This window comes from Mycobacterium shunyiense (assembly GCF_058270075.1).
The window spans coordinates 359,735-377,694 of record NZ_JBZDPU010000017.1; the positions used below are offsets into that span (position 1 = coordinate 359,735).

General features: G+C 66.9%; 16 protein-coding genes. 2 read left to right on the forward strand and 14 right to left on the reverse strand.

Annotated features, from left to right (window positions below):
• Positions 1-7: 7 nt before the first annotated feature.
• Genes AC4ELH_RS22910 through AC4ELH_RS22950 form a run of 9 tightly spaced genes read right to left on the reverse strand, consistent with a single transcriptional unit; the run spans position 8 to position 9,388 of the window.
• The gene (locus AC4ELH_RS22910; RefSeq protein ID WP_448445033.1) at positions 8-967 is read right to left on the reverse strand and encodes a 2-hydroxyacid dehydrogenase; all 960 of its coding nucleotides are present in this window, start codon (positions 965-967) and stop codon (positions 8-10) included.
• 1 nt (position 968) lies between these two features.
• Entirely contained in the window at positions 969-2,318 is a 1,350-nt protein-coding gene (locus AC4ELH_RS22915; protein ID WP_448445031.1) for an enolase C-terminal domain-like protein, read from the reverse strand.
• A 25-nt stretch (positions 2,319-2,343) separates the two neighbouring features.
• Positions 2,344-3,144, reverse strand: coding sequence for an IclR family transcriptional regulator (locus tag AC4ELH_RS22920; protein ID WP_064883312.1), 801 nt, complete (start codon positions 3,142-3,144; stop codon positions 2,344-2,346).
• Between the two features lies 1 nt (position 3,145).
• Positions 3,146-3,868: a sulfite exporter TauE/SafE family protein gene (locus AC4ELH_RS22925; RefSeq protein ID WP_064883426.1), complete on the reverse strand. Its 723-nt coding sequence runs from the start codon at positions 3,866-3,868 to the stop codon at positions 3,146-3,148.
• Complete coding sequence (locus AC4ELH_RS22930) at positions 3,865-4,854, reverse strand: ABC transporter ATP-binding protein (RefSeq protein ID WP_064883310.1); 990 nt, start codon at positions 4,852-4,854, stop codon at positions 3,865-3,867. Before AC4ELH_RS22930 ends, AC4ELH_RS22925 begins: the two co-directional genes overlap by 4 nt.
• Entirely contained in the window at positions 4,847-5,878 is a 1,032-nt protein-coding gene (locus tag AC4ELH_RS22935) for an ABC transporter ATP-binding protein (RefSeq protein ID WP_448445027.1), read from the reverse strand. The genes AC4ELH_RS22930 and AC4ELH_RS22935 overlap by 8 nt, the downstream gene beginning before the upstream one ends.
• Before the next feature lie 23 nt (positions 5,879-5,901).
• Positions 5,902-6,888: an ABC transporter permease gene (locus AC4ELH_RS22940; protein WP_448445025.1), complete on the reverse strand. Its 987-nt coding sequence runs from the start codon at positions 6,886-6,888 to the stop codon at positions 5,902-5,904.
• Positions 6,889-6,899: 11 nt separating this feature from the next.
• Positions 6,900-7,829, reverse strand: a complete 930-nt coding sequence (locus tag AC4ELH_RS22945) for an ABC transporter permease (RefSeq protein WP_498886865.1) — start codon at positions 7,827-7,829, stop codon at positions 6,900-6,902.
• 5 nt (positions 7,830-7,834) lie between these two features.
• Positions 7,835-9,388, reverse strand: coding sequence for an ABC transporter substrate-binding protein (locus AC4ELH_RS22950; RefSeq protein WP_448445021.1), 1,554 nt, complete (start codon positions 9,386-9,388; stop codon positions 7,835-7,837).
• Between the two features lie 317 nt (positions 9,389-9,705).
• Here AC4ELH_RS22950 and AC4ELH_RS22955 point away from each other — a divergent pair, with 317 nt between their 5' ends.
• A complete protein-coding gene (locus AC4ELH_RS22955) occupies positions 9,706-10,686 on the forward strand; it encodes a 2-hydroxyacid dehydrogenase (RefSeq protein ID WP_090517279.1) in 981 nt (326 codons plus the stop codon).
• Here the strand turns inward: AC4ELH_RS22955 and AC4ELH_RS22960 are convergent.
• Positions 10,683-11,609 (reverse strand): LysR family transcriptional regulator, encoded by a 927-nt coding sequence (locus tag AC4ELH_RS22960; RefSeq protein WP_064883298.1) that lies wholly within the window; start codon positions 11,607-11,609, stop codon positions 10,683-10,685. The two genes, AC4ELH_RS22955 and AC4ELH_RS22960, sit on opposite strands and share 4 nt — an antisense overlap.
• 171 nt (positions 11,610-11,780) lie before the next feature.
• Between AC4ELH_RS22960 and AC4ELH_RS22965 the strand changes: the two genes are divergently transcribed.
• Complete coding sequence (locus AC4ELH_RS22965) at positions 11,781-13,397, forward strand: HNH endonuclease signature motif containing protein (protein WP_498886868.1); 1,617 nt, start codon at positions 11,781-11,783, stop codon at positions 13,395-13,397.
• On the opposite strand, the gene AC4ELH_RS22970 is transcribed toward AC4ELH_RS22965, so the two are convergent.
• Genes AC4ELH_RS22970 through AC4ELH_RS22985 form a run of 4 tightly spaced genes read right to left on the reverse strand, consistent with a single transcriptional unit; the run spans position 13,394 to position 17,638 of the window.
• Positions 13,394-13,792: a DUF6632 domain-containing protein gene (locus AC4ELH_RS22970; RefSeq protein WP_064887702.1), complete on the reverse strand. Its 399-nt coding sequence runs from the start codon at positions 13,790-13,792 to the stop codon at positions 13,394-13,396. The two genes, AC4ELH_RS22965 and AC4ELH_RS22970, sit on opposite strands and share 4 nt — an antisense overlap.
• 37 nt (positions 13,793-13,829) lie before the next feature.
• Positions 13,830-15,089: a glucarate dehydratase family protein gene (locus tag AC4ELH_RS22975; protein ID WP_498886871.1), complete on the reverse strand. Its 1,260-nt coding sequence runs from the start codon at positions 15,087-15,089 to the stop codon at positions 13,830-13,832.
• Entirely contained in the window at positions 15,089-16,012 is a 924-nt protein-coding gene (locus AC4ELH_RS22980) for a 5-dehydro-4-deoxyglucarate dehydratase (RefSeq protein ID WP_448444992.1), read from the reverse strand. Before AC4ELH_RS22980 ends, AC4ELH_RS22975 begins: the two co-directional genes overlap by 1 nt.
• Positions 16,013-16,036: 24 nt before the next feature.
• Positions 16,037-17,638 (reverse strand): aldehyde dehydrogenase (NADP(+)), encoded by a 1,602-nt coding sequence (locus AC4ELH_RS22985; protein WP_498886873.1) that lies wholly within the window; start codon positions 17,636-17,638, stop codon positions 16,037-16,039.
• Positions 17,639-17,960: the final 322 nt, after the last annotated feature.

The following is a 17,960-nucleotide window of genomic DNA, read 5'->3' on the forward strand; positions in this document are numbered from 1 at the left end:
GTGCGCGCTACTGCGACACCACATTGCGTAGCGGCTCACCGCGATCGAGCCGGCCGATGTTGGCGGCGATCTCCGCGGCCCGGCTTCCGAACGTGTCGGTGGTGACGCCCGACGAATGCGGCGTCATAAGCACATTGGCCAGTTCGCCGAACGGCAGCTCACTCGGCACCCCTTGCCCACCGGGACCGGGATATCGGTACCAGACGTCGATGGCGGCAGCCCGGATCCAGCCCTCCAACAGCGCGTCGTAGAGCGGGCGCTCGGCCACCAGGGGCCCGCGCCCGACATTGACCAGCACGCCGTCGGCGCCCAGCGCCCGAAGCTGCTCGGCGCCGATCATCCCTTCGGTCGCCGCGGTGAGCGGCGCCGACACCACGACCACGTCGGACTCCGTCATGAGCCGGTTCAGCGCGGAGGTGTCACCCGCCCAGGACAGGCCGTGGGCCGCGCTGTCGACCCGACCCGATCCGGTCACCGCGGCCCCGGTCGAGCCGAGGCCGCGGAACAATTCCCAGACGCGCCTGCCGATGTGGCCGAAACCGACCAGCCCGATGCGGGCAGCTCCGATCGCGGGCAACTGCGGCAGGTTGGCGTCGTAAACCGAGGTGGCCCAGACCCCCCTGCGCAGCGCCCGGTCCTGCGCCAGGAAATCGCGGCGCAGCAACACCGCGGCCGCGAGCACGTACTCCGCGATGGAGCGTTCATGGTGGAAGGTGTTGGCTACCAGGGCCTCTGGCCGCAGCGCGGCGAAGTCGATCTTCTCGGTCCCTGCCCCGGCGACGTGCACGAGGCGCAGTTTCTCGGCGACGGACGCCATCTCGGCGGTGAACCGGCCACCCACGAGCACGTCGGCGTCCCGCAGGTCTTCGATGCCGCCGTTCCAGACCACCTCGGCACTCGACGGTAACGCTGCTTCGAAGCGATCGCGGTGCACGAGAATATTCGGTTCGATGACGACGATCTTCATGTCAACCCCGTTGCAGTGCAGGTCGTTTGCTGTCGAACTTCCAGCCCGGGATCAGGTACTGCATGGCCACCGCATCGTCGCGGGCGCCCAATCGGTTCGCCAGATAGAGCTCGTGCGCCGCGGCGACCCGCTCCTCGTCGAGCTCCACGCCGAGCCCCGGGGTCTCGGGCACGTCGAGGTAGCCGTCGACAATTCGATAGGGCGCCTTGGTGATCCGCTGACCGTCCTGCCAGATCCAATGCGTGTCGATGGCCGTGATGTCGCCCGGCGCGGCCGCGGCCACATGGGTGAACATGGCCAGGGACACGTCGAAGTGGTTGTTGGAGTGCGAACCCCAGGTCAAGCCCCAGGCGTCGCAGAGCTGCGCCACCCGCACCGAGCCGTTCATCGTCCAGAAGTGGGGGTCGGCCAGCGGGATGTCGACGGCACCGGCCCGGATCGCGTGCCCCATCTCGCGCCAGTCGGTGGCGATCATGTTGGTGGCGGTCGGTAGGCCGGTGGCCCGTTTGAACTCGGCCATCACCTCACGCCCCGAGAACGTGCCTTCGGGTCCGACCGGGTCCTCGGCGTAGGCCAACACGTCGGTGAGCCCGCGGCAGGTCTGGATCGCGTCCGCCAGCAGCCAGCCGCCGTTGGGGTCCAGGGTGATCCGCGCATCCGGGAATCGTTCGGCCAGTGCGGTGACGGCCTTGGCCTCGTCGGCCGCGGGCAGCACTCCACCCTTGAGCTTGAAATCGTGGAATCCGTAGCGGTCGCGCGCGGCCTCGGCGAGTCGCACCACGGCTTCGGGTGAGAGCGCCTCGTCGTGTCGGATGCGCAGCCAGGCGTCGGCGTCGGCCGGCTCGTCCGCCGCGGACTGGTACGGCAGATCGGTGCGGTTGCGGTCCCCCACGAAGAACAGGTAGCCCAGCGCCCGCACCCGAGCGCGCTGTTGACCGTCGCCCAGCAGTGCGGCGACCGGGACGCCCAGGTGCTTGCCGAGCAGGTCCAGCAGCGCGGACTCCACGGCGGTGACGGCGTGCACCATGACCCGCAGATCGAAGGTCTGTGCGCCACGTCCCGCGCTGTCGCGGCCGGCGAACTCGCGGCGGATGCTCCCCAGGATGGCGTGGTAGCCACCGAGCGAGCGGCCCACCACCAGTGGCCTCGCGTCGTCCAGAGTTCTCCGGATGGCCTCGCCGCCCGGCACCTCCCCCACCCCGGTGTTCCCGTCGGAATCCTTGAGGATCAACAGGTTTCTGGTGAAGAACGGGCCGTGGGCGCCGCTGAGGTTGAGCAGCATGCTGTCGTGGCCGGCGATCGGTATCACGATCAACTCGGTTACGACCGGGGTCGAGTTCTGTGCACTCATCGGTACTCCAATCTGGTGGGCAAACTCATGCGAACCACTTGTCCCCGTTGGCAACCGGGCGGACCACCCGAGACACCTTGTCGCACACCAGGCGCAGGGCGTCGACGATCTCGCGCTCGCGTTCCGGTGTGAGTCGCGACAGCGGGACCGACGCGCTGATCGCGTCCTGCGCTGGATGCCGGTAGCGCAGGGTGACCGCGAAACACTTGATACCCTGCGTGTTTTCCTCGTCGTCGGTGGCATAGCCCCGAACCCGGACCTCGTCGAGAGCCGCGTCGAGAGCGGTCCGGTCGGTGAACGTGCGGGGAGTCAGCGGTGCCAGCGCGTCCGGGATATGCGAATCCAGTTCGGCACCGAACCGCTCGGCGAGCAGCGCCTTGCCGAGTGCGGTGGCATAGGCCGGCAACCGGCGGCCCACCTTGTTGGCGGTGCGTACATACTGGCGGGATTCCCGGGTGGCCAGGTAGACGACGTCGTGACCGTCGAGCCGGGCGAGATGGAACGTCTCGTCGAGCTGACCGCGGAGGTCTTCGAGGAACGGCGCGATCATCGGCAGGTACGGGTCGGCATCGAGGTAGCTGGTTCCCACCAGCAGGGCCCGCATGCCGATGCTGTACTGCGTGCCCGCATCGTCGGACCTCACCCAGCCCTGCCCCACCAGCGTGCGAAGCAGCGCATGCGCGGAACTGCGCGGCATCTCAAGTGCCGTACAGATTTCCCTGATACGCACGGGCTGATCGGGTCGAGCCGCCAGGAACTCCAGCAGCTCGACCGTGCGCACCGCGGATTTCACCTTGCGCACCGAAACACTGTCCTCGGTAGTCACTTCAGCCTCCCATCAACTGACGGACGATCAGCACCACGGCGCCGATGGTGGATATCGCGATGGCCGCCCACCGCTGACGCTGCCGATCCAGATGCCGGTTGACCCACCGCGACAACGCATAGCCGACGACACACGCCGGGACGAGCATCGCGAACACCACGACAGTGTGGTGATCAACGGAACCGGTGAGCGCGAGCAGCACGAGCGACAGGGCCGAGCCGACGAGGAAAAATCCGCTCATCGTGCCGCGCAACCGGGCTCCGGTGTTGTTCTGCCACACCAGTGCCATCGGCGGACCACCGATGGAGGTCGCGGTACCGAGCAAGCCCGAGGTAGCGCCGGCCAGCACCAGATTCCGTCGATGGGGCGTGGGGATCCAGCCCATGCTCGTCAGCGCCACGCCGCCGAGCACCACCGCGGCCAACGCATACGCCAGCATCTCCTTCGGCATCACCACCAGCAGCAGTGCCCCGGCCACGGTGCCGGGAACCCGTCCGGCCAGGGCCCATCCGGTTCCGGCGAGATCGATGTCCTCGCGTTCGCGGATCACCACCATGAGCGTCACCATCGTGGCGAGCATGATGAGGGTGCCCGGGATCAGCCCAGGGTCCACGATCGCCACGATCGGCGCCGCCAGCATGCCCATGCCGAATCCGATGGAGGCCTGCATGCATGACGCCAGCACGATGGCGGCGGCGACGATCCCGTAACCGGCGATGGTCACGCCGGCACCGAAACCGGCACCGCCGGTTCCAACGGGTGATGGCATTCGGATATATGACCGTCGACGTCCGGGGCAGCGGTAGCCGTCGGCGCTTGCGCCGCGCAGATCTCGGTGGCCTTCGGACACCGGGTCCGGAAGCGGCAGCCCGACGGCGGATTCAGCGGTGACGGTACCTCGCCCTTCAGCAGGATCCGGTTGTTGCGCTGGGCCGCATCGAGTTTCGGCGCTGCCGACATCAAGGCAGCGGTGTAGGGGTGCCGAGGATTCTGGTAGACGTCCTCGGTGCGGCCGCTCTCGATCATGTGGCCCAGATACATCACCGTGACGCGGTCGGCGACGTGGCGGACCACCGACAGGTCGTGCGAGATGAAGATGTAGGAGATACCGAGTTCCTGCTGTAGATCGTTCAGCAGATTGAGCACCTGGGCCTGGACCGAGAGGTCGAGTGCCGATACCGGTTCGTCGCAGATGATGACGTCGGGATTGAGTGCCAACGCCCGTGCGATACCGATGCGTTGCCGTTGTCCGCCGGAGAACTCCTGCGGGTACTTGCCCGCGGCCTTGGCGCCCAGGCCGACCATGTCGAGCAGGCCTCGCACCCGCATCTCCCGGTCCTTGCGGTTCGGGTGCAGGGTCTTATGAGTGCGCCAGGGCTCGGCGATGATGTCGCCCGCGGTCATGCGGGAGTTGAGCGACGCGTAGGGATCCTGGAACACCATCTGGACTCGGCGCCGGAACTTCAGCAGGTCGGCGCCCCGCAGGCGGAATGGGTCGATGCCGTCGAAGGTCACGCTGCCCGAATCCGGGCGCTCGAGCATCATCAGGGTCCGCGCCAGGGTGGACTTGCCGCACCCGGATTCGCCGACCAGGCCGAGTGTTTCGCCACGTCCCAGGTCGAGGTTGATGCCGTCGAGCGCGGCGAGCTGTTTCTTGCCCACCCGGAACGACTTGCGCAGATCACGGACCGTGAGCAGGTTTTCAGACATCTGCTGCTTCTCCTTCTCGGGTGCCGGCCTCAACCTCATCGGCGAAGTGGCAGGCGCTACGCCGGCTGCCGCCCTCGAGCGCGGGCCTGTTGGTCACGCAGATGTCCCGGGCCAACGGGCAGCGGTCCTGGTAGACACAGCCGGCCGGGATCGAGTGCAGATCGGGCGGGGCACCGCCGATGGACTTGAGGGTCTCGCCGCGGACCGCGCTCACCGGGACGGAGTCGAGCAGCCCCTTGGTGTAGGGGTGCCTGGGGTTGGCGAAAACCTCTGCCACCGGTCCGGTTTCGACAACCTGGCCGGCGTACATGACCGCGACGCTATCGGCTTCCTCTGCCACCAGCGCCAGGTCGTGGGTGATCAGGACGACGGCCATGTCGTACTCGGTGCGCAGGCTCTTGAGCAGCGCCATGATCTGTGCCTGCACGGTGACGTCGAGTGCGGTGGTCGGTTCGTCGGCGATCAGCACCCGCGGGTTCAACGCGACAGCCATCGCGATCAGCAGCCGCTGCCTCATCCCGCCGGAGAACTGGTGCGGATAGGACTTCATCCGCTCCTCCGGCTGCGGGATACCCACCCGCGCCATCAGTTCCACCGCTTTGCGCTTGGCGTCCTTGGCATTCATCCCGTGGTGGATGCGGAACGGCTCGGCCAACTGCGTGCCGACGGTGTAGAGCGGGTTGAGTGCGGTGAGCGCATCCTGGAACACGATGGCCAACTCGGGTCCGGCCAGTTTGCGCCGGGTCTTGCGGTCGGCGGCGAGGATGTCCACGTCGGCCAGCGTCGCGGTACCGTCGACCACCTCCGCGACCGGCTCGAGCAGCCCGACCAGCGCGGTGGCGGTCATCGATTTGCCGCAACCTGATTCGCCCAGCAGGGCCAGGGTCTGACCGCGGTGCGCCGCGAAGCTGACATGGTCGACGGCGCGCACCGTTCCGGTGATGGTGCGGATGTCGACAGTGAGCCCGTCCACCACCAGTGCGGGATCTCTGTCGGCGTGCTCGGACCTGGCCGGCTGTTCCATGACACTGCTTCTCGACTGGGAGGTCATCCGAGGGCCTTTCCGGACTTGGTGAAGCGGGACAGTCGTTTCTGCGGGACTGTGAGCCGCCAGCGCTGGCCGGGATCAGTCGCGATCCGGGCCCAGGCGGCCAGGATGGTGGCCGAGACCGTGGTGATGACGATGGCCAGCCCGGGGAAGAACGAGAGCCACCATGCGGTGTGAAGGTACGTGCGGCCCTGCGAAACCATCAGGCCCCAGCTGACATCCGGCGGCTGGATGCCGATACCCAGGAAGCTGAGCGAGGATTCGGCCAACATGACGTAGCAGAAGTCCAGAGTGGCCACGGTCAGCAGGGTGGGCAGAACGATCGGCACCACATGCCGCACGATGATGGAACGTCCGCTGGCCCCGAACGTGCGGGCCGCGTCGACGAATACCCGGCTGGACAGTTCGGCCGACTCGGCCCGAGCCGTGCGCAGGTACACCGGGATGCGGGTGATCGCCAGCACCGCAACGATATTGGCCGCGCTGGGAGAGAACACGTAGAGAACCACCACGGCCAGCAACAGCGAAGGGAAGCTCATGATGACGTCGGCCACCCGCATGGCCAGCGTTTCCCGCCAGCCGCGGTAATAGCCGGCCCACATGCCGATCAGCGAACCGACGACCGCCGAGATCACCACGGCCGGGATGGCCACCGACAATGTGGTGCGGCAAGCGACGATCAGCCGGGCCAGCATGCTGCGTCCCAGCGGGTCGGTGCCGAGCACGTTGGCCCAGCCGTGGGCGAGGGTGAACGGCGCCTGATTCGAGTTGTCCAGGTCGATATGGGTGGCGAGGTTGCCGACCAACATGGGCCCGAACACCGCGGTAAGGACCACCAGGCCGAGCACCACGGCAGCCGCGGCGGCCACCCGGTCGTTGACCAGCAACCGGAGCCACACCGAGCGCCTCCGCGTCGGTTCGGCCTCCGGTTCGCCGACGATCGCGGTGGTGGGTTTGACTGGTACCAGGTCGATTTGCGTGCTCACGATGCGTACCCCTAGACCTTTGCCGGTTCCCGCACACGTGCGTCCAGCAGCGCGTAGCAGGCGTCGATGATGATGTTCAGCACGAAGATGCTCACCGCCGTGAGCAGGACGGCCGCCTGCAGGACCGCGAAGTCGCGCTGCAGGATCGCGTCGATCATGAGCTTGCCGATGCCGGGCCAGCCGAAGATGGCCTCCACCACCACAGCGCCGTTGATCAGGCCGACCGCGAGATCGCCCGCCACCGTCAGCGCGGGTGCGGCGGCGTTGCGCAGCGCGTGGTGGCTGACCACCCTGAGATCGCCGGCACCCTTGCTCCGGGCCAGCCGGATGTAGGGCGCCGAAAGTGCCGAGACCATGGCGCCTCGGACCACCTGGGTGAGCACGCCGAGGGGACGGATCATCAGGGTGGCGATCGGCAGGATCCAGGACAGCATGCCGTCGTCGGTGCCCGAGGTGGGCAGCCATCCCATCAGCACGGAGAACAGCCACACCCCGGTGATGGCGAACCAGAAATCGGGAATGCTGGCCGCGGTCATCGACAGCAGGCTGGAGAACCGGTCGGCCAGCGAGTTGGGTCGGTAGGCGGCCCAGCAGCCGACGATGACCGCGCCGATGATCGCCAGGAGCATGGTGACGAAGGCCAGTTGCAGCGTGGCCGGGAACGCCCGCAGCGCCATCGACGACGCGAATTCTCCTGTGCGCAAAGAGGTTCCGAAGTCGAGGTGGATCACGCCCTTGAAGTAGTCCACCAACTGGGTAAACAACGGCTGATCGAACCCGTGCTGGTGGGCGAACGCTGCACGCTGGTCGGCGGTGGCGGACTCGGGCAGGTACAGGTTGGTCGGATCGCCGGTGAGCCGGGCGAGCAGGAACACGCCGAGCAGCACGACGATCAACGGAATGGTGCTGGTGTACATCCGGCGACGGAGGAAGGGGAACATCGGGCTCAGCTCCTGTCGGTACGGTCGGTCGCGGCGGGCGTCATCTCCGAAAGCCGCATCTCGTCGCCGGTGGCGGAGTTGGGCGTGTAGTCCACGCGCGGGGACTTGCCGAGAATGCCTTTCATGTGGGCGATGTAGGCGAACTGCATGATCTGCTGCGGCTCTTCGGCGAACAGTTTGGCGAACGCGTCCTGGCGGGCCTGGCCGGTAAGGGCTTCGGCGGCGCGGATCTTTCCGTCGAATTCCGGTGTGCCGTAGGCGCTCTGCGGCCCCTCGGAGAGCATGTACTGGTCCATGGTGAAGGCGGCATCGCCCGCCTGGTTGCCGTGCATGATCATCAGCAGGTAGGGCCCGGTGTCCGCGGGGAACGGGCGCAGTTGGTACTGCAATTGGCCTGCGGTGTCCATCATCTCGATCTTGACGTTGAGACCGATCTCGGCGAATTCACTCTGCAGCACCTCGATGGTCTCGGAGATCTTCGGGAACTGAGCGGTGCGGCCGATCAGCCGGATCTGGCGGTCCACGGGTACCCCGTCCGCCTTTGCCTCGGCGATGAGCGCCTTGGCCTTGTCGAGATCGTGGGGCCACAGCGGCAGTTGGTCGTTGTACCCGACGACACCCGACGGGATCAGCTGGGAGGCCGGCTCCCCGAGTCCTCGGAACAGAGCTCTGACGATGCCGGTCCGGTTGACGGAGTAGTTGATGGCCTGCCGGACCCGGATGTCGTCGAGCGGCGCTTCTCCCGCCTGCATGCGCAGCGCGGTGGTCTCGTTGTTCTGGAACGGAACTCCACGGTCGCCGGCGCCGTCCTCGGGGCCGAGAGAGGTGGCGATGTCGGCCTCGTCGTTGGTGATCATGGCGGCGCGCACGCTGCCCTCGCTGCGCCACTGGTATTCGGCGCGGGCGAAGGCCGGCTTGGCACCCCAGTAGCGGTCGTTGCGCTTGAGCAGCAGTTTCTGGCCGTACTCCCAGTCGGCGATCGCATACGGGCCGGTGCCGATGGGCTCGCGCACCTTCTCGGTGGTGCTGGTTCCTGACGGCACGATCTCCACGAACGAGATCCGCAGCGGCAGAATCGGATCCGGCTTCGGTGTGCCGATGACGACCGTGTTGTCGTCAGGCGCGGTGACGACGAGCTTGTCGTCGCCGAACACGTAGCCGTCGACGTTGCACTGCAGATCGGAGTTGACCGCCCGGTCGATGGAGAAGGCGGCGTCCTTGGCGGTGAAGGGCGCACCGTCGGAGAAGGTGACACCTCTGCGGATGTCGAAAGCCCATTGGTTGGGCGCGGTTTGGCGCCATGCGGTGGACAGCAGCGGCTGCAGGTCGCCGGTATCGGGATCGCGCTCGATGAGCGGTTCGGTGATGTTGGACCGCACCACGATGCCGGTCGAGGTCAGCGAGCTCTCGCAGGGTTCCAGCGTCGGCGGCTCCTGGGAGATGACGATCCGCAAGGTGTCCGGGTCGTAGCCGCCGTGCGCGGTGTTGGCGACGGTGCACCCCGCGGTGAGCGCGCAGGCGGCCAGAGCGACTGCCGGAGCGGCGAGAACTCGCCTCATGGATCCTCCAGGGTGTGATGTCCACGTATGTAGATGCTGGTTGTGACCGCAGACACACGCTAAGAACGGCTCACTCCGCCCGTCAACCCGCCGAAATCGGGAGAAATGGCGCTGATGGAGCGCGCTGAACAGCGGGCAAGGTCGACCTAAAAGTGGCCCTGAACTGGGGATCCGATGAAAAGTGAGCCTGACCGATACGTCCGCAGCAATGCCGCGGGGGCAATTATGCAGCTTGCGTATCAACCCATGCTATTTCCGTGTTGGACGGGTATTTGCACGCAGGCTTACCGTAGCTGCATCCCGACCGAGGAGTACGTGTGCCCGAATCCGATTCCAGCCGCCGCGTCCTGCAGGTGGGTCCGCTCAAGCCTTCACTCGCCGAGACACTGCGGACCAGCTACGACGCCCAGGTTTTGCCCGGCGGCCCTGAACGCGCGACATTCCTCGCCGAGCACGGCGCCACGATCGCCGCGGTGGTGACCTCGGGGCGCACCGGCGTCGACGCCGAGCTGATGGCGGCACTGCCCAATCTGGGTGCGGTGGTCAACTTCGGGGTCGGCTATGACACCACGGACATCGAGGCGGCCGCGGCGCGAAACGTCGTGGTCAGCAACACCCCCGACGTGCTCAGTGACTGTGTGGCCGACACTGCCGTCGGATTGCTGATCGACACGATGCGGCAGTTCTCGGCCGCCGACCGATACCTGCGGGCCGGCCGCTGGGTGGCGGAAGGCAATTACCCACTGACCCACAAGGTTTCGGGAGCCCGGGTCGGCATCATCGGCCTCGGCCGCATCGGGCAGGCGATCGCCACCCGGCTGGTCGCGTTCGGTTGCACGATCAGCTATCACAACCGGCGTGAGGTCGCGGGTAGCCCTTACGAATACGTCACGTCCGCCATCGAGCTCGCCAGGCAGGTCGACGTCCTTATCGTCGCCGCCGCAGGCGGCAGCGGGACACGGCACCTGGTCGACCGGGATGTGCTCGACGCGCTCGGGCCCGACGGCTACCTGATCAACATCGCCCGCGGCAGCGTCGTGGACGAGGAAGCCCTCGTCGAGGCGCTGAGCGAAGGCAGGCTGGCAGGTGCTGGACTCGACGTGTTCACCGACGAGCCGAACGTGCCCGAGGCACTGCTGTCGTTGGACACCGTGGTGCTGCTGCCCCACGTCGGAAGTGGAACCGTCGAGACCCGGGCCGCCATGGAGGCGCTGACCCTGGCCAACTTGGACAAGTTCCTCGAGTCCGGCGAGCTCGTCACGCCGGTGCCCATGCCGGCTCCTGCCGCACGTAGCTAACCGACGAAATCCTCGACGAGATCGTCGGTGGTCCACTCACGCGGCGGCAGGACGTCTCGCAGCAGCCGCAGCAGCGCAGGGTTTGTGCTGTCCCCGCGCCAGACGGCGTCCAGTTCGACCGGACGCTCCCGGAACGCGCCGATCGAGCGGAACACCACCCCTTCTGGATGCAGGGTGGCCGTGGATGCGGGCACGAGCGCGATGCCGATCCCGGAGCGGACCAGCACCAGCATCGTGTGCACCTGGGTGACGTACTGGACATAGCGGGGCGTGGCGCCAGCGATCGTGAACGTGCTGATCAGCAGCTCGTTGAAGTACCGGGCCTGCACCGGTGAGTACATCACCATGTCCTGGCCGTCGAGATCGTTGAGCGTGAGCTGACGGCGCACCTCGACCAGCGGATGCGCGGCCGGCAGTGCGGCGATGAGCTGTTCATGCAGCAGCGGCCGGGATACCAGGCCGGGCCGTTTGAGCGGTGGCCGCGCCATCCCGAGATCCAGTTCACCGGTCATCAGCGCCTCGATCTGAGCTGCGGTGACCATTTCGCGCAGATCGAGTTTCACGTCGGGCATCTGTTGCCGCGCGGCCTCGAACAACCTGGGTAGCACCGGGTGCGCCGACGCCGCAGTGAATCCGATCACCACGGTACCGAGATCGCCTGCAGGAACGCGCTTTACGTTGAGCGCCGCACCTTCGGCCAATTGCAGGATGCGTCGCGCGTCGGGCAGGAATGCCACTCCAGCCGGCGTGAGGGTGACCGACCGAGTGGTGCGGTCGATCAGATGCACCCCGAGTTCGCTCTCCAACTGCTGGATCTGGCGGCTCAGCGGCGGCTGTGTCATGTGCAGTCGTTCGGCGGCCCGCCCGAAGTGCAGTTCCTCCGCGACGGCGATGAAGCACGACAGCCTCGACAGCGAGAACACCGGTGCAGCCTATCGCCGGTAGGCCTACATCAATGCCTGAACCGCATGAATGGACGACAGCGATGGCCTGGCGGTGCACTAATTGCACGCCGTTGCCCGCCTGGCGAGCGACAGTTCAGCGACAATCGAAAAACATGGCCAGCCAGCTGATATACGAGTATTATCGAACACGTGTTCGAACTATTCGATCGGTCGGCGCTCGGTGAATCCACCGACGCCGCGCTGATCGACGCCCTCGAGCACCGCACCCGCGCCGAAGCCATCGAATCCGCCGGACGCCTGGCAACCATCGCCGAGATCGTGGCCCGCCACTGCGACGACGAAGACGACATCACCGCCTTCCGGGTGATCGACGGCTGGGAATCCGCTACCGCCGCGATCAGCGCCGCCTGCAACCTGACCCGTCGCGCTGCCTCCACCCAAATGCGCATCGCCCAAGCCCTGCGCGAACGGCTTCCCAAAGTCGCCGCCGTCTTCGCCCGCGGAGACATCTCAACCGCCGTCGTCTCCACCATCACCTGGCGCACCCAACTCATCAACGACGAAGACGCATTGCGACTGGTCGACACCGCCCTCGCCGGCGCCGCCACCACCTACGGCGCACTGACCGCCACCAAAACCGAACAGGCCATCGACGTCTGGGTGGAAAAATTCGACCCCGCCGCCGTGCGCAGAACCCGCACCGCCGCCCGCGAGCGCGACATCCACTTTGGCGACCCCGACGATCCCAACGGCACCGTCTCTATCTGGGGACGGCTGCTGGCCACCGACGCCGCCCTGCTCAGAAACCTACTCAACACCATGGCCCGCGGAGTCTGCGACAACGACCCGCGCACCACCGGGCAACGCCGCTCCGACGCACTGGGCGCCATCGGCGCCGGAGCCGACCACCTCACCTGTCAATGCAACAACCTCGACTGCCAAGCCACCGGCGTCGACCCCCGCTCCCGCGCCGTGATGATCCACCTACTCGCGCAAACCCTGCCGCAGTCAGCCGCCGACACTCACAACAACGAGGCCGGCGACTCAGGCAATGCCGCCGACAGCGAGGTGAGTCTCCGTGAAGACAACGAAGACAGTGCCGACAAGCCCGGCGAACAAACACCGGCACCCCCGGCACAACCACCCCGTGATCGACGCATCCATGGTGAACCCAACCGCAACGACTACAGCGCTGACCGCACACCAGCCGTAACGGGCGGTCCTGCAGTAATTCTCGGCGGCGGGATCGTGCCCGCACCCCTGCTCGCCGAACTCATCGCAACCGGCGCCACCGTCAAACACCTCACCAACGCGGACGACCTCACCACCCAAACCAACTACCGCCCTTCGGCGAAACTGGCCACATTCGTCCGGATGCGCGACCTCGTGTGCACGTTCCCCGGCTGCGCGGTATCAGCCCACAACTGCGACCTCGACCACGCCACCCCCTGGCCCGCCGGAGCCACCCATCCCGGCAACCTCGGCCCCAAATGCCGAACCCACCACCTGATCAAGACCTTTCAGACCGGTGAAAGCGGCTGGACCGACATCCAACACCTCGACGGCAGCCACACCTGGACCTCCCCCACCGGCCACATCTACCAGACGACCCCATTCAGCCAGATCCTGTTCCCCGACTGGACCACCCACACCCCAGCCCCAAAGCCGGCCCCAGCCCCGGAAACCCCCACCGACCGGCACGCCAAAATGCCGCTCCGCCAACAAACCCGCCAACAAGCCCGCACCCAGCGCATCAACACCGAACGCCGACTCAACACCGAACTCGACAAACCCCCACCCTTTTAGGCGGGTTCGCGTCGAATTCCGGAAGTCCGGACCAGTACCGCCAACACGACGGCGGCGATGAGCAGCGCGGGAACGTCACCCCACAGGTGCCCCATGTGATGGCCGTCCCCGAAGGACTGCACCGCCATGATCGCCGCGTGCACGACGCTGGAGACCACGGTGAACCAGATCAGACTGATGTTGGCCTCGGGTCGTCGCGCCGCGTTGAGGAGAAACAGGCCCAGCGTCACGTATACGCCGACGATCATCATGAAGTAGTTGGACTCGTACGGAGCACCGTGATGCCAGGCCCACCCCGCAGGCCAAACCACCGCCAGCGGGTACAGCAGGATCATCACCGCACCGAAGACCACGAGTGCGGCCTGCAGAAGCCGGTAGCTGCGTGAAGGTTCCATGGCGCACTCCTAGAGACGTCGAGCCTCCAGGATCGCACTACCAACGCGGGCTGACGGCCTCAAATGACGGATCGACCGTACGCATGTAGCCGGTGTCGTCGCGGTCAGTGATCCCGCAGCGCACGTACTGCTCGTGCAACGCGGCCAAGGAGTCGTCGTCGATCTCAACCCCGAGTCCGGGGCCGGTCGGCACCGGCACCGCCCCCGCGTGGAACTCGAGGGCGCCGGGACGCACGACGTCTTCGGTCTTCCACGGCCAGTGGGTATCACAGGCATAGGTGAGATTCGGAGTGGCGGCGGCCAGATGCACCATGGCGGCCAGGCTGATGCCCAGATGCGAGTTGGAGTGCATGGACAGCCCCAGTCCGAAGGTGTCGCAGATTCCGGCGAGCAGGCGGGAACGCTGCAGCCCACCCCAGTAGTGGTGGTCGGAAAGCACGACGCGCACTGAATCTTTCGCGATGGCTGGGGCCAGTTGGTCGAACGCCACCACGCACATGTTGGTGGCCAACGGCATGGGTGCCTGTGCTGCCACGTCGGCCATGCCGTCCAGCCCCGGCGTCGGGTCCTCCAGGTACTCCAATACGCCGGACAGTCGCGCGGCCACCTTCATCGATGTCTCGGGGGTCCAGGCGGCGTTCGGGTCCAGCCGCAGCGGATGGTTGGGGAACGCGGCCCGCAACGCCTCGATCGCGGCCGCCTCTTCCTCGGGCGCGAACACGCCACCCTTGAGTTTGATTGCGGTGAAGCCATATTCGCCGATGATCCGGCGGGCCTGCGTCACGATGCCGTCGGGGTCGAGCGCCTCGCCCCAGCAGTCGGGCTCGGCACCGGGGTGGGCGGCCCACTTGTAGAACAGATAGGCGCTGAACGGCACGGCGTCGCGCACCGCGCCGCCGAGAAGGTCCGACACCGGCCGGCCGGTGGCCTTCCCCGCGACATCGAGGCACGCCACCTCGAACGGTGAGAAGACCTGGTCGACCGCACTGGCGGTGGTGATCATGCCGGAGGTACCGACCGCAGCCGTATCGCCTTGCAGCACCCGAGCGATGGCTGCACGAATGGCGTTGAGAGAAAACACATCAAGCCCGACAATCGCGTCGGCCGCGGCAGTCAGCCGCTCCAGATGCCGGGTGTCGGCGTAGGTTTCGCCGAGCCCGGTCAGGCCCGCATCGGTATCCAGCTGGATGATCGCCCGCAGCGCGAACGGTTGATGCACGCCGACGGTGTTGAGCAACGGCGGGTCGGCGAAAGCAACCGGAGTGATGCGCGCACCGGTGATGCGGACCGGTGGCATCAGTGGACCAGGGCGTCAGCGAGCACGGCGCGGCCGGCTGCCAGGATGCGTTGCAGCTCAGCGACATCGTCGGGCCTGGCATCGATCAGTGGCGGGCGTACCGGTCCGGCCGGGATCCCCTCCATGGTGACCCCGGCCTTGATCAACGAGACCGCATAGCCGGGAACGGTGTCGCGCAGCCGCACCAGCGGATGGTAGAACTCGCGCGTCAGGGCCGCGATCATCGTCTCATTGCCAGTCTCCAGAGCCTGGTAGAAGGCGAGTGCGACATCGGGGGCGAACGCGAAGGTCGCCGAGGAGTACAACGTCACCCCGATGGCGCGGTACGCCTGCTGCGACACCTCGGCGGTAGGCAGCCCGTTGAAGAACTGGAAGGGCTTGCCGAGCGGCTCCAACGCGTCGGTAACCGCACGGACGATGCGTGACACCCGATCGAGATCGCCTGTGCCGTCCTTGAATCCGACGACATTGGGAATCAGGGCCGCCTCGACCGCCGACTCCTCGGTGTAGCGCGCGTTGTTGCGGTTGTAGACGACGACGGGAAGGTCGGTGACGGCGCTGACCTCGCGGGTGTACTCCACGAGCCCGGCCTGCGGCATCTCCACCAGGTACGGCGGCAGCAGCAGCAGGCCGTCAGCACCGGCGTCGGCGGCTACCTTGGCAAAGGACTTGGCCGACGCGATCGATCCGCCTGCTCCTGCGTACACCGGAACCCGGCCGCCGACCGCCTCGACGGCGGTACGCACCACGGTGCGCATCTCCTCGGGATCGAGGGCATGGAATTCTCCGGTGCCGCAACCGACGAACACACCACCGGGCCCGGCATCGACACCCTTGGAGACGTGCTGCGCGAGCAGGTCCACGTCGATGTCACCAGCGGTGGTGAGCGGGGTTACCGGGAAGAACAGGACGCCGTCCAGCATTTGTCTACTCCTTGTGTTTTCAGGTCAGTCTTTGGTGAGTTGGCCATCGATACGCCGCCACAGGCCGTGTGGGTTTCCGTCGGCAATGGCACTGGGCAGCAGCGATTTCGGGGCGTCCTGATAGCAGACTGGGCGCAGGAACCGCTCGATGGCCCGGGCGCCCACCGACGTGGTGCGCGAATCGGAGGTCGACGGGAACGGCCCGCCGTGCACCATGGCGTGACCGACCTCGACGCCGGTCGGCCAGCCGTTGAACAGGATTCGGCCCGCCTTGAGCTCAAGGACGTCCAGCAGTTCACCCGCCTGACCGTGATCGGGCTCGTCGGCGTGGATCGTGGCGGTCAGCTGCCCCTCCAGGCTCTGGGCGAGCCGCAACATCTCAGCGGTATCCGAACACTTGACAAGGACGCCGGCGGCGCCGAACACCTCACCCTGCAACGCCTCTGAGGCCAGGAAGGTGGCCGCATCCGTGGCGAACAGTGCGGCGCGGCACGAGGCCTCGGGCGCGGGCGCGTCCATCTCGGAACCGCGGGCGACCAGGACGGCCTCGGCGTCCAATGCCTCAACGCCGTCGCGGAAGCCGGCGGCGATACCCGGCGTGAGCATCACGGTCGGCGCACTCGCTGCGACCGCTTCGCCCGCGGCGGCGACGAAAGTGTCCAGTTCCGGGCTGTCGACCGCGATGACCAGTCCGGGGTTGGTGCAGAACTGTCCGGAACCCAACGTCAGCGAGCCGACGAAGGCACGGCCCAACTCAGCACCTCGGCCGGCCAGTGCACCGCCGAGCAGGAACACCGGGTTGACCGCACTCATCTCGGCATACACAGGTATCGGTTCAGGACGAGCCGCGGCGGCGGCGACCAATGCCATGCCGCCCGCACGGGAGCCGGTGAACCCTACCGCCTTGATCCGGGGATCGGTGACCAGTGCGGTGCCAAGCTCCGGGCCGAAACCGTACAGCAAGGAGAACGTTCCGGCCGGCAGCCCAGCGGCGGCGACAGCGTCGGCGATGGCACGCCCGACGAGTTCGGAGGTGCCAGGGTGAGCATCGTGTGCCTTGACCACGACGGGGCAACCGGCAGCCAGGGCGGACGCGGTATCGCCGCCGGCCACGGAGAAGGCCAACGGGAAGTTGCTGGCGCCGAACACCGCGACCGGGCCGAGCGGCACGCTGCGCTGACGAATATCAGGCCGCGGCAAGGGGGTTCGGTCAGGTTGCGCTGGGTCGATGCGGGCCTGGTTCCAGCTGCCCTCGCGCAGTACAGCGGCGAACAATCGCAGTTGGCCCGCAGTGCGCCCGACCTCACCGGTCAGCCGCGGCCGGGGCAGGCCGGTCTCGGCGTGGGCACGGTCCACGAGCGCGTCACCGATTGACTCGAGATTGGCCGCGATCGCCTCCAGAAACCGGGCCCTCGTCTCGATGGGGACTGACCGGTACGCCGGGAACGCCTCCGCAGCTGCGGCGCAGGCGTCCTCGACATGGGAGCGGTTGCCGTACGCATACGCAGGATCGATGGGGTTGCCGGTCTGCGGGTCGACGCCGCGGATCTCATCACCGGTCCCTCGCACAGGAGTCCCCGCGATCAGCATCTGTCCGGTCAGGTCCAGCGTCACCGTTGAGGTCATACTGGCACCGTACGACCGTCAATAAATACATGTCCAAGTCAAATTTGCGGCTCATTGATACATCTACTGCATCAGTTGAGGCCTGCGCACACGTGCGGGTTTGGAGTGGGCCCCCACCCGCCGCGGCACTCGCACCCCGGGGGTGCGGGCTCAACGCCGACATTCGCGCGCCTGGATGGAAACGCGAACGATTACCCCGTCCCAATGTCGGCGTTGACCTCACCTATTGGCCGGCGGCGTGCCGGTCAGACAACGACTCGGAAGACTTGGAATTCGACGGTGGGGCCGGGTTGGATGCGTCCTTGTCCGACGAAGATGCTTT

Excerpts from the sequence above, each read along its gene's own strand:
- AC4ELH_RS22910 (WP_448445033.1), bottom strand. The coding sequence starts at position 967 with ATGAAGATCGTCGTCATCGAACCGAATATTCTCGTGCACCGCGATCGC.
- AC4ELH_RS22915 (WP_448445031.1), bottom strand. The coding sequence starts at position 2,318 with ATGAGTGCACAGAACTCGACCCCGGTCGTAACCGAGTTGATCGTGATA.
- AC4ELH_RS22930 (WP_064883310.1), bottom strand. The coding sequence starts at position 4,854 with ATGTCTGAAAACCTGCTCACGGTCCGTGATCTGCGCAAGTCGTTCCGG.
- AC4ELH_RS22935 (WP_448445027.1), bottom strand. The coding sequence starts at position 5,878 with ATGGAACAGCCGGCCAGGTCCGAGCACGCCGACAGAGATCCCGCACTG.
- AC4ELH_RS22945 (WP_498886865.1), bottom strand. The coding sequence starts at position 7,829 with ATGTTCCCCTTCCTCCGTCGCCGGATGTACACCAGCACCATTCCGTTG.
- AC4ELH_RS22950 (WP_448445021.1), bottom strand. The coding sequence starts at position 9,388 with ATGAGGCGAGTTCTCGCCGCTCCGGCAGTCGCTCTGGCCGCCTGCGCG.
- AC4ELH_RS22970 (WP_064887702.1), bottom strand. The coding sequence starts at position 13,792 with ATGGAACCTTCACGCAGCTACCGGCTTCTGCAGGCCGCACTCGTGGTC.
- AC4ELH_RS22975 (WP_498886871.1), bottom strand. The coding sequence starts at position 15,089 with ATGCCACCGGTCCGCATCACCGGTGCGCGCATCACTCCGGTTGCTTTC.
- AC4ELH_RS22980 (WP_448444992.1), bottom strand. The coding sequence starts at position 16,012 with ATGCTGGACGGCGTCCTGTTCTTCCCGGTAACCCCGCTCACCACCGCT.
- AC4ELH_RS22985 (WP_498886873.1), bottom strand. The coding sequence starts at position 17,638 with ATGACCTCAACGGTGACGCTGGACCTGACCGGACAGATGCTGATCGCG.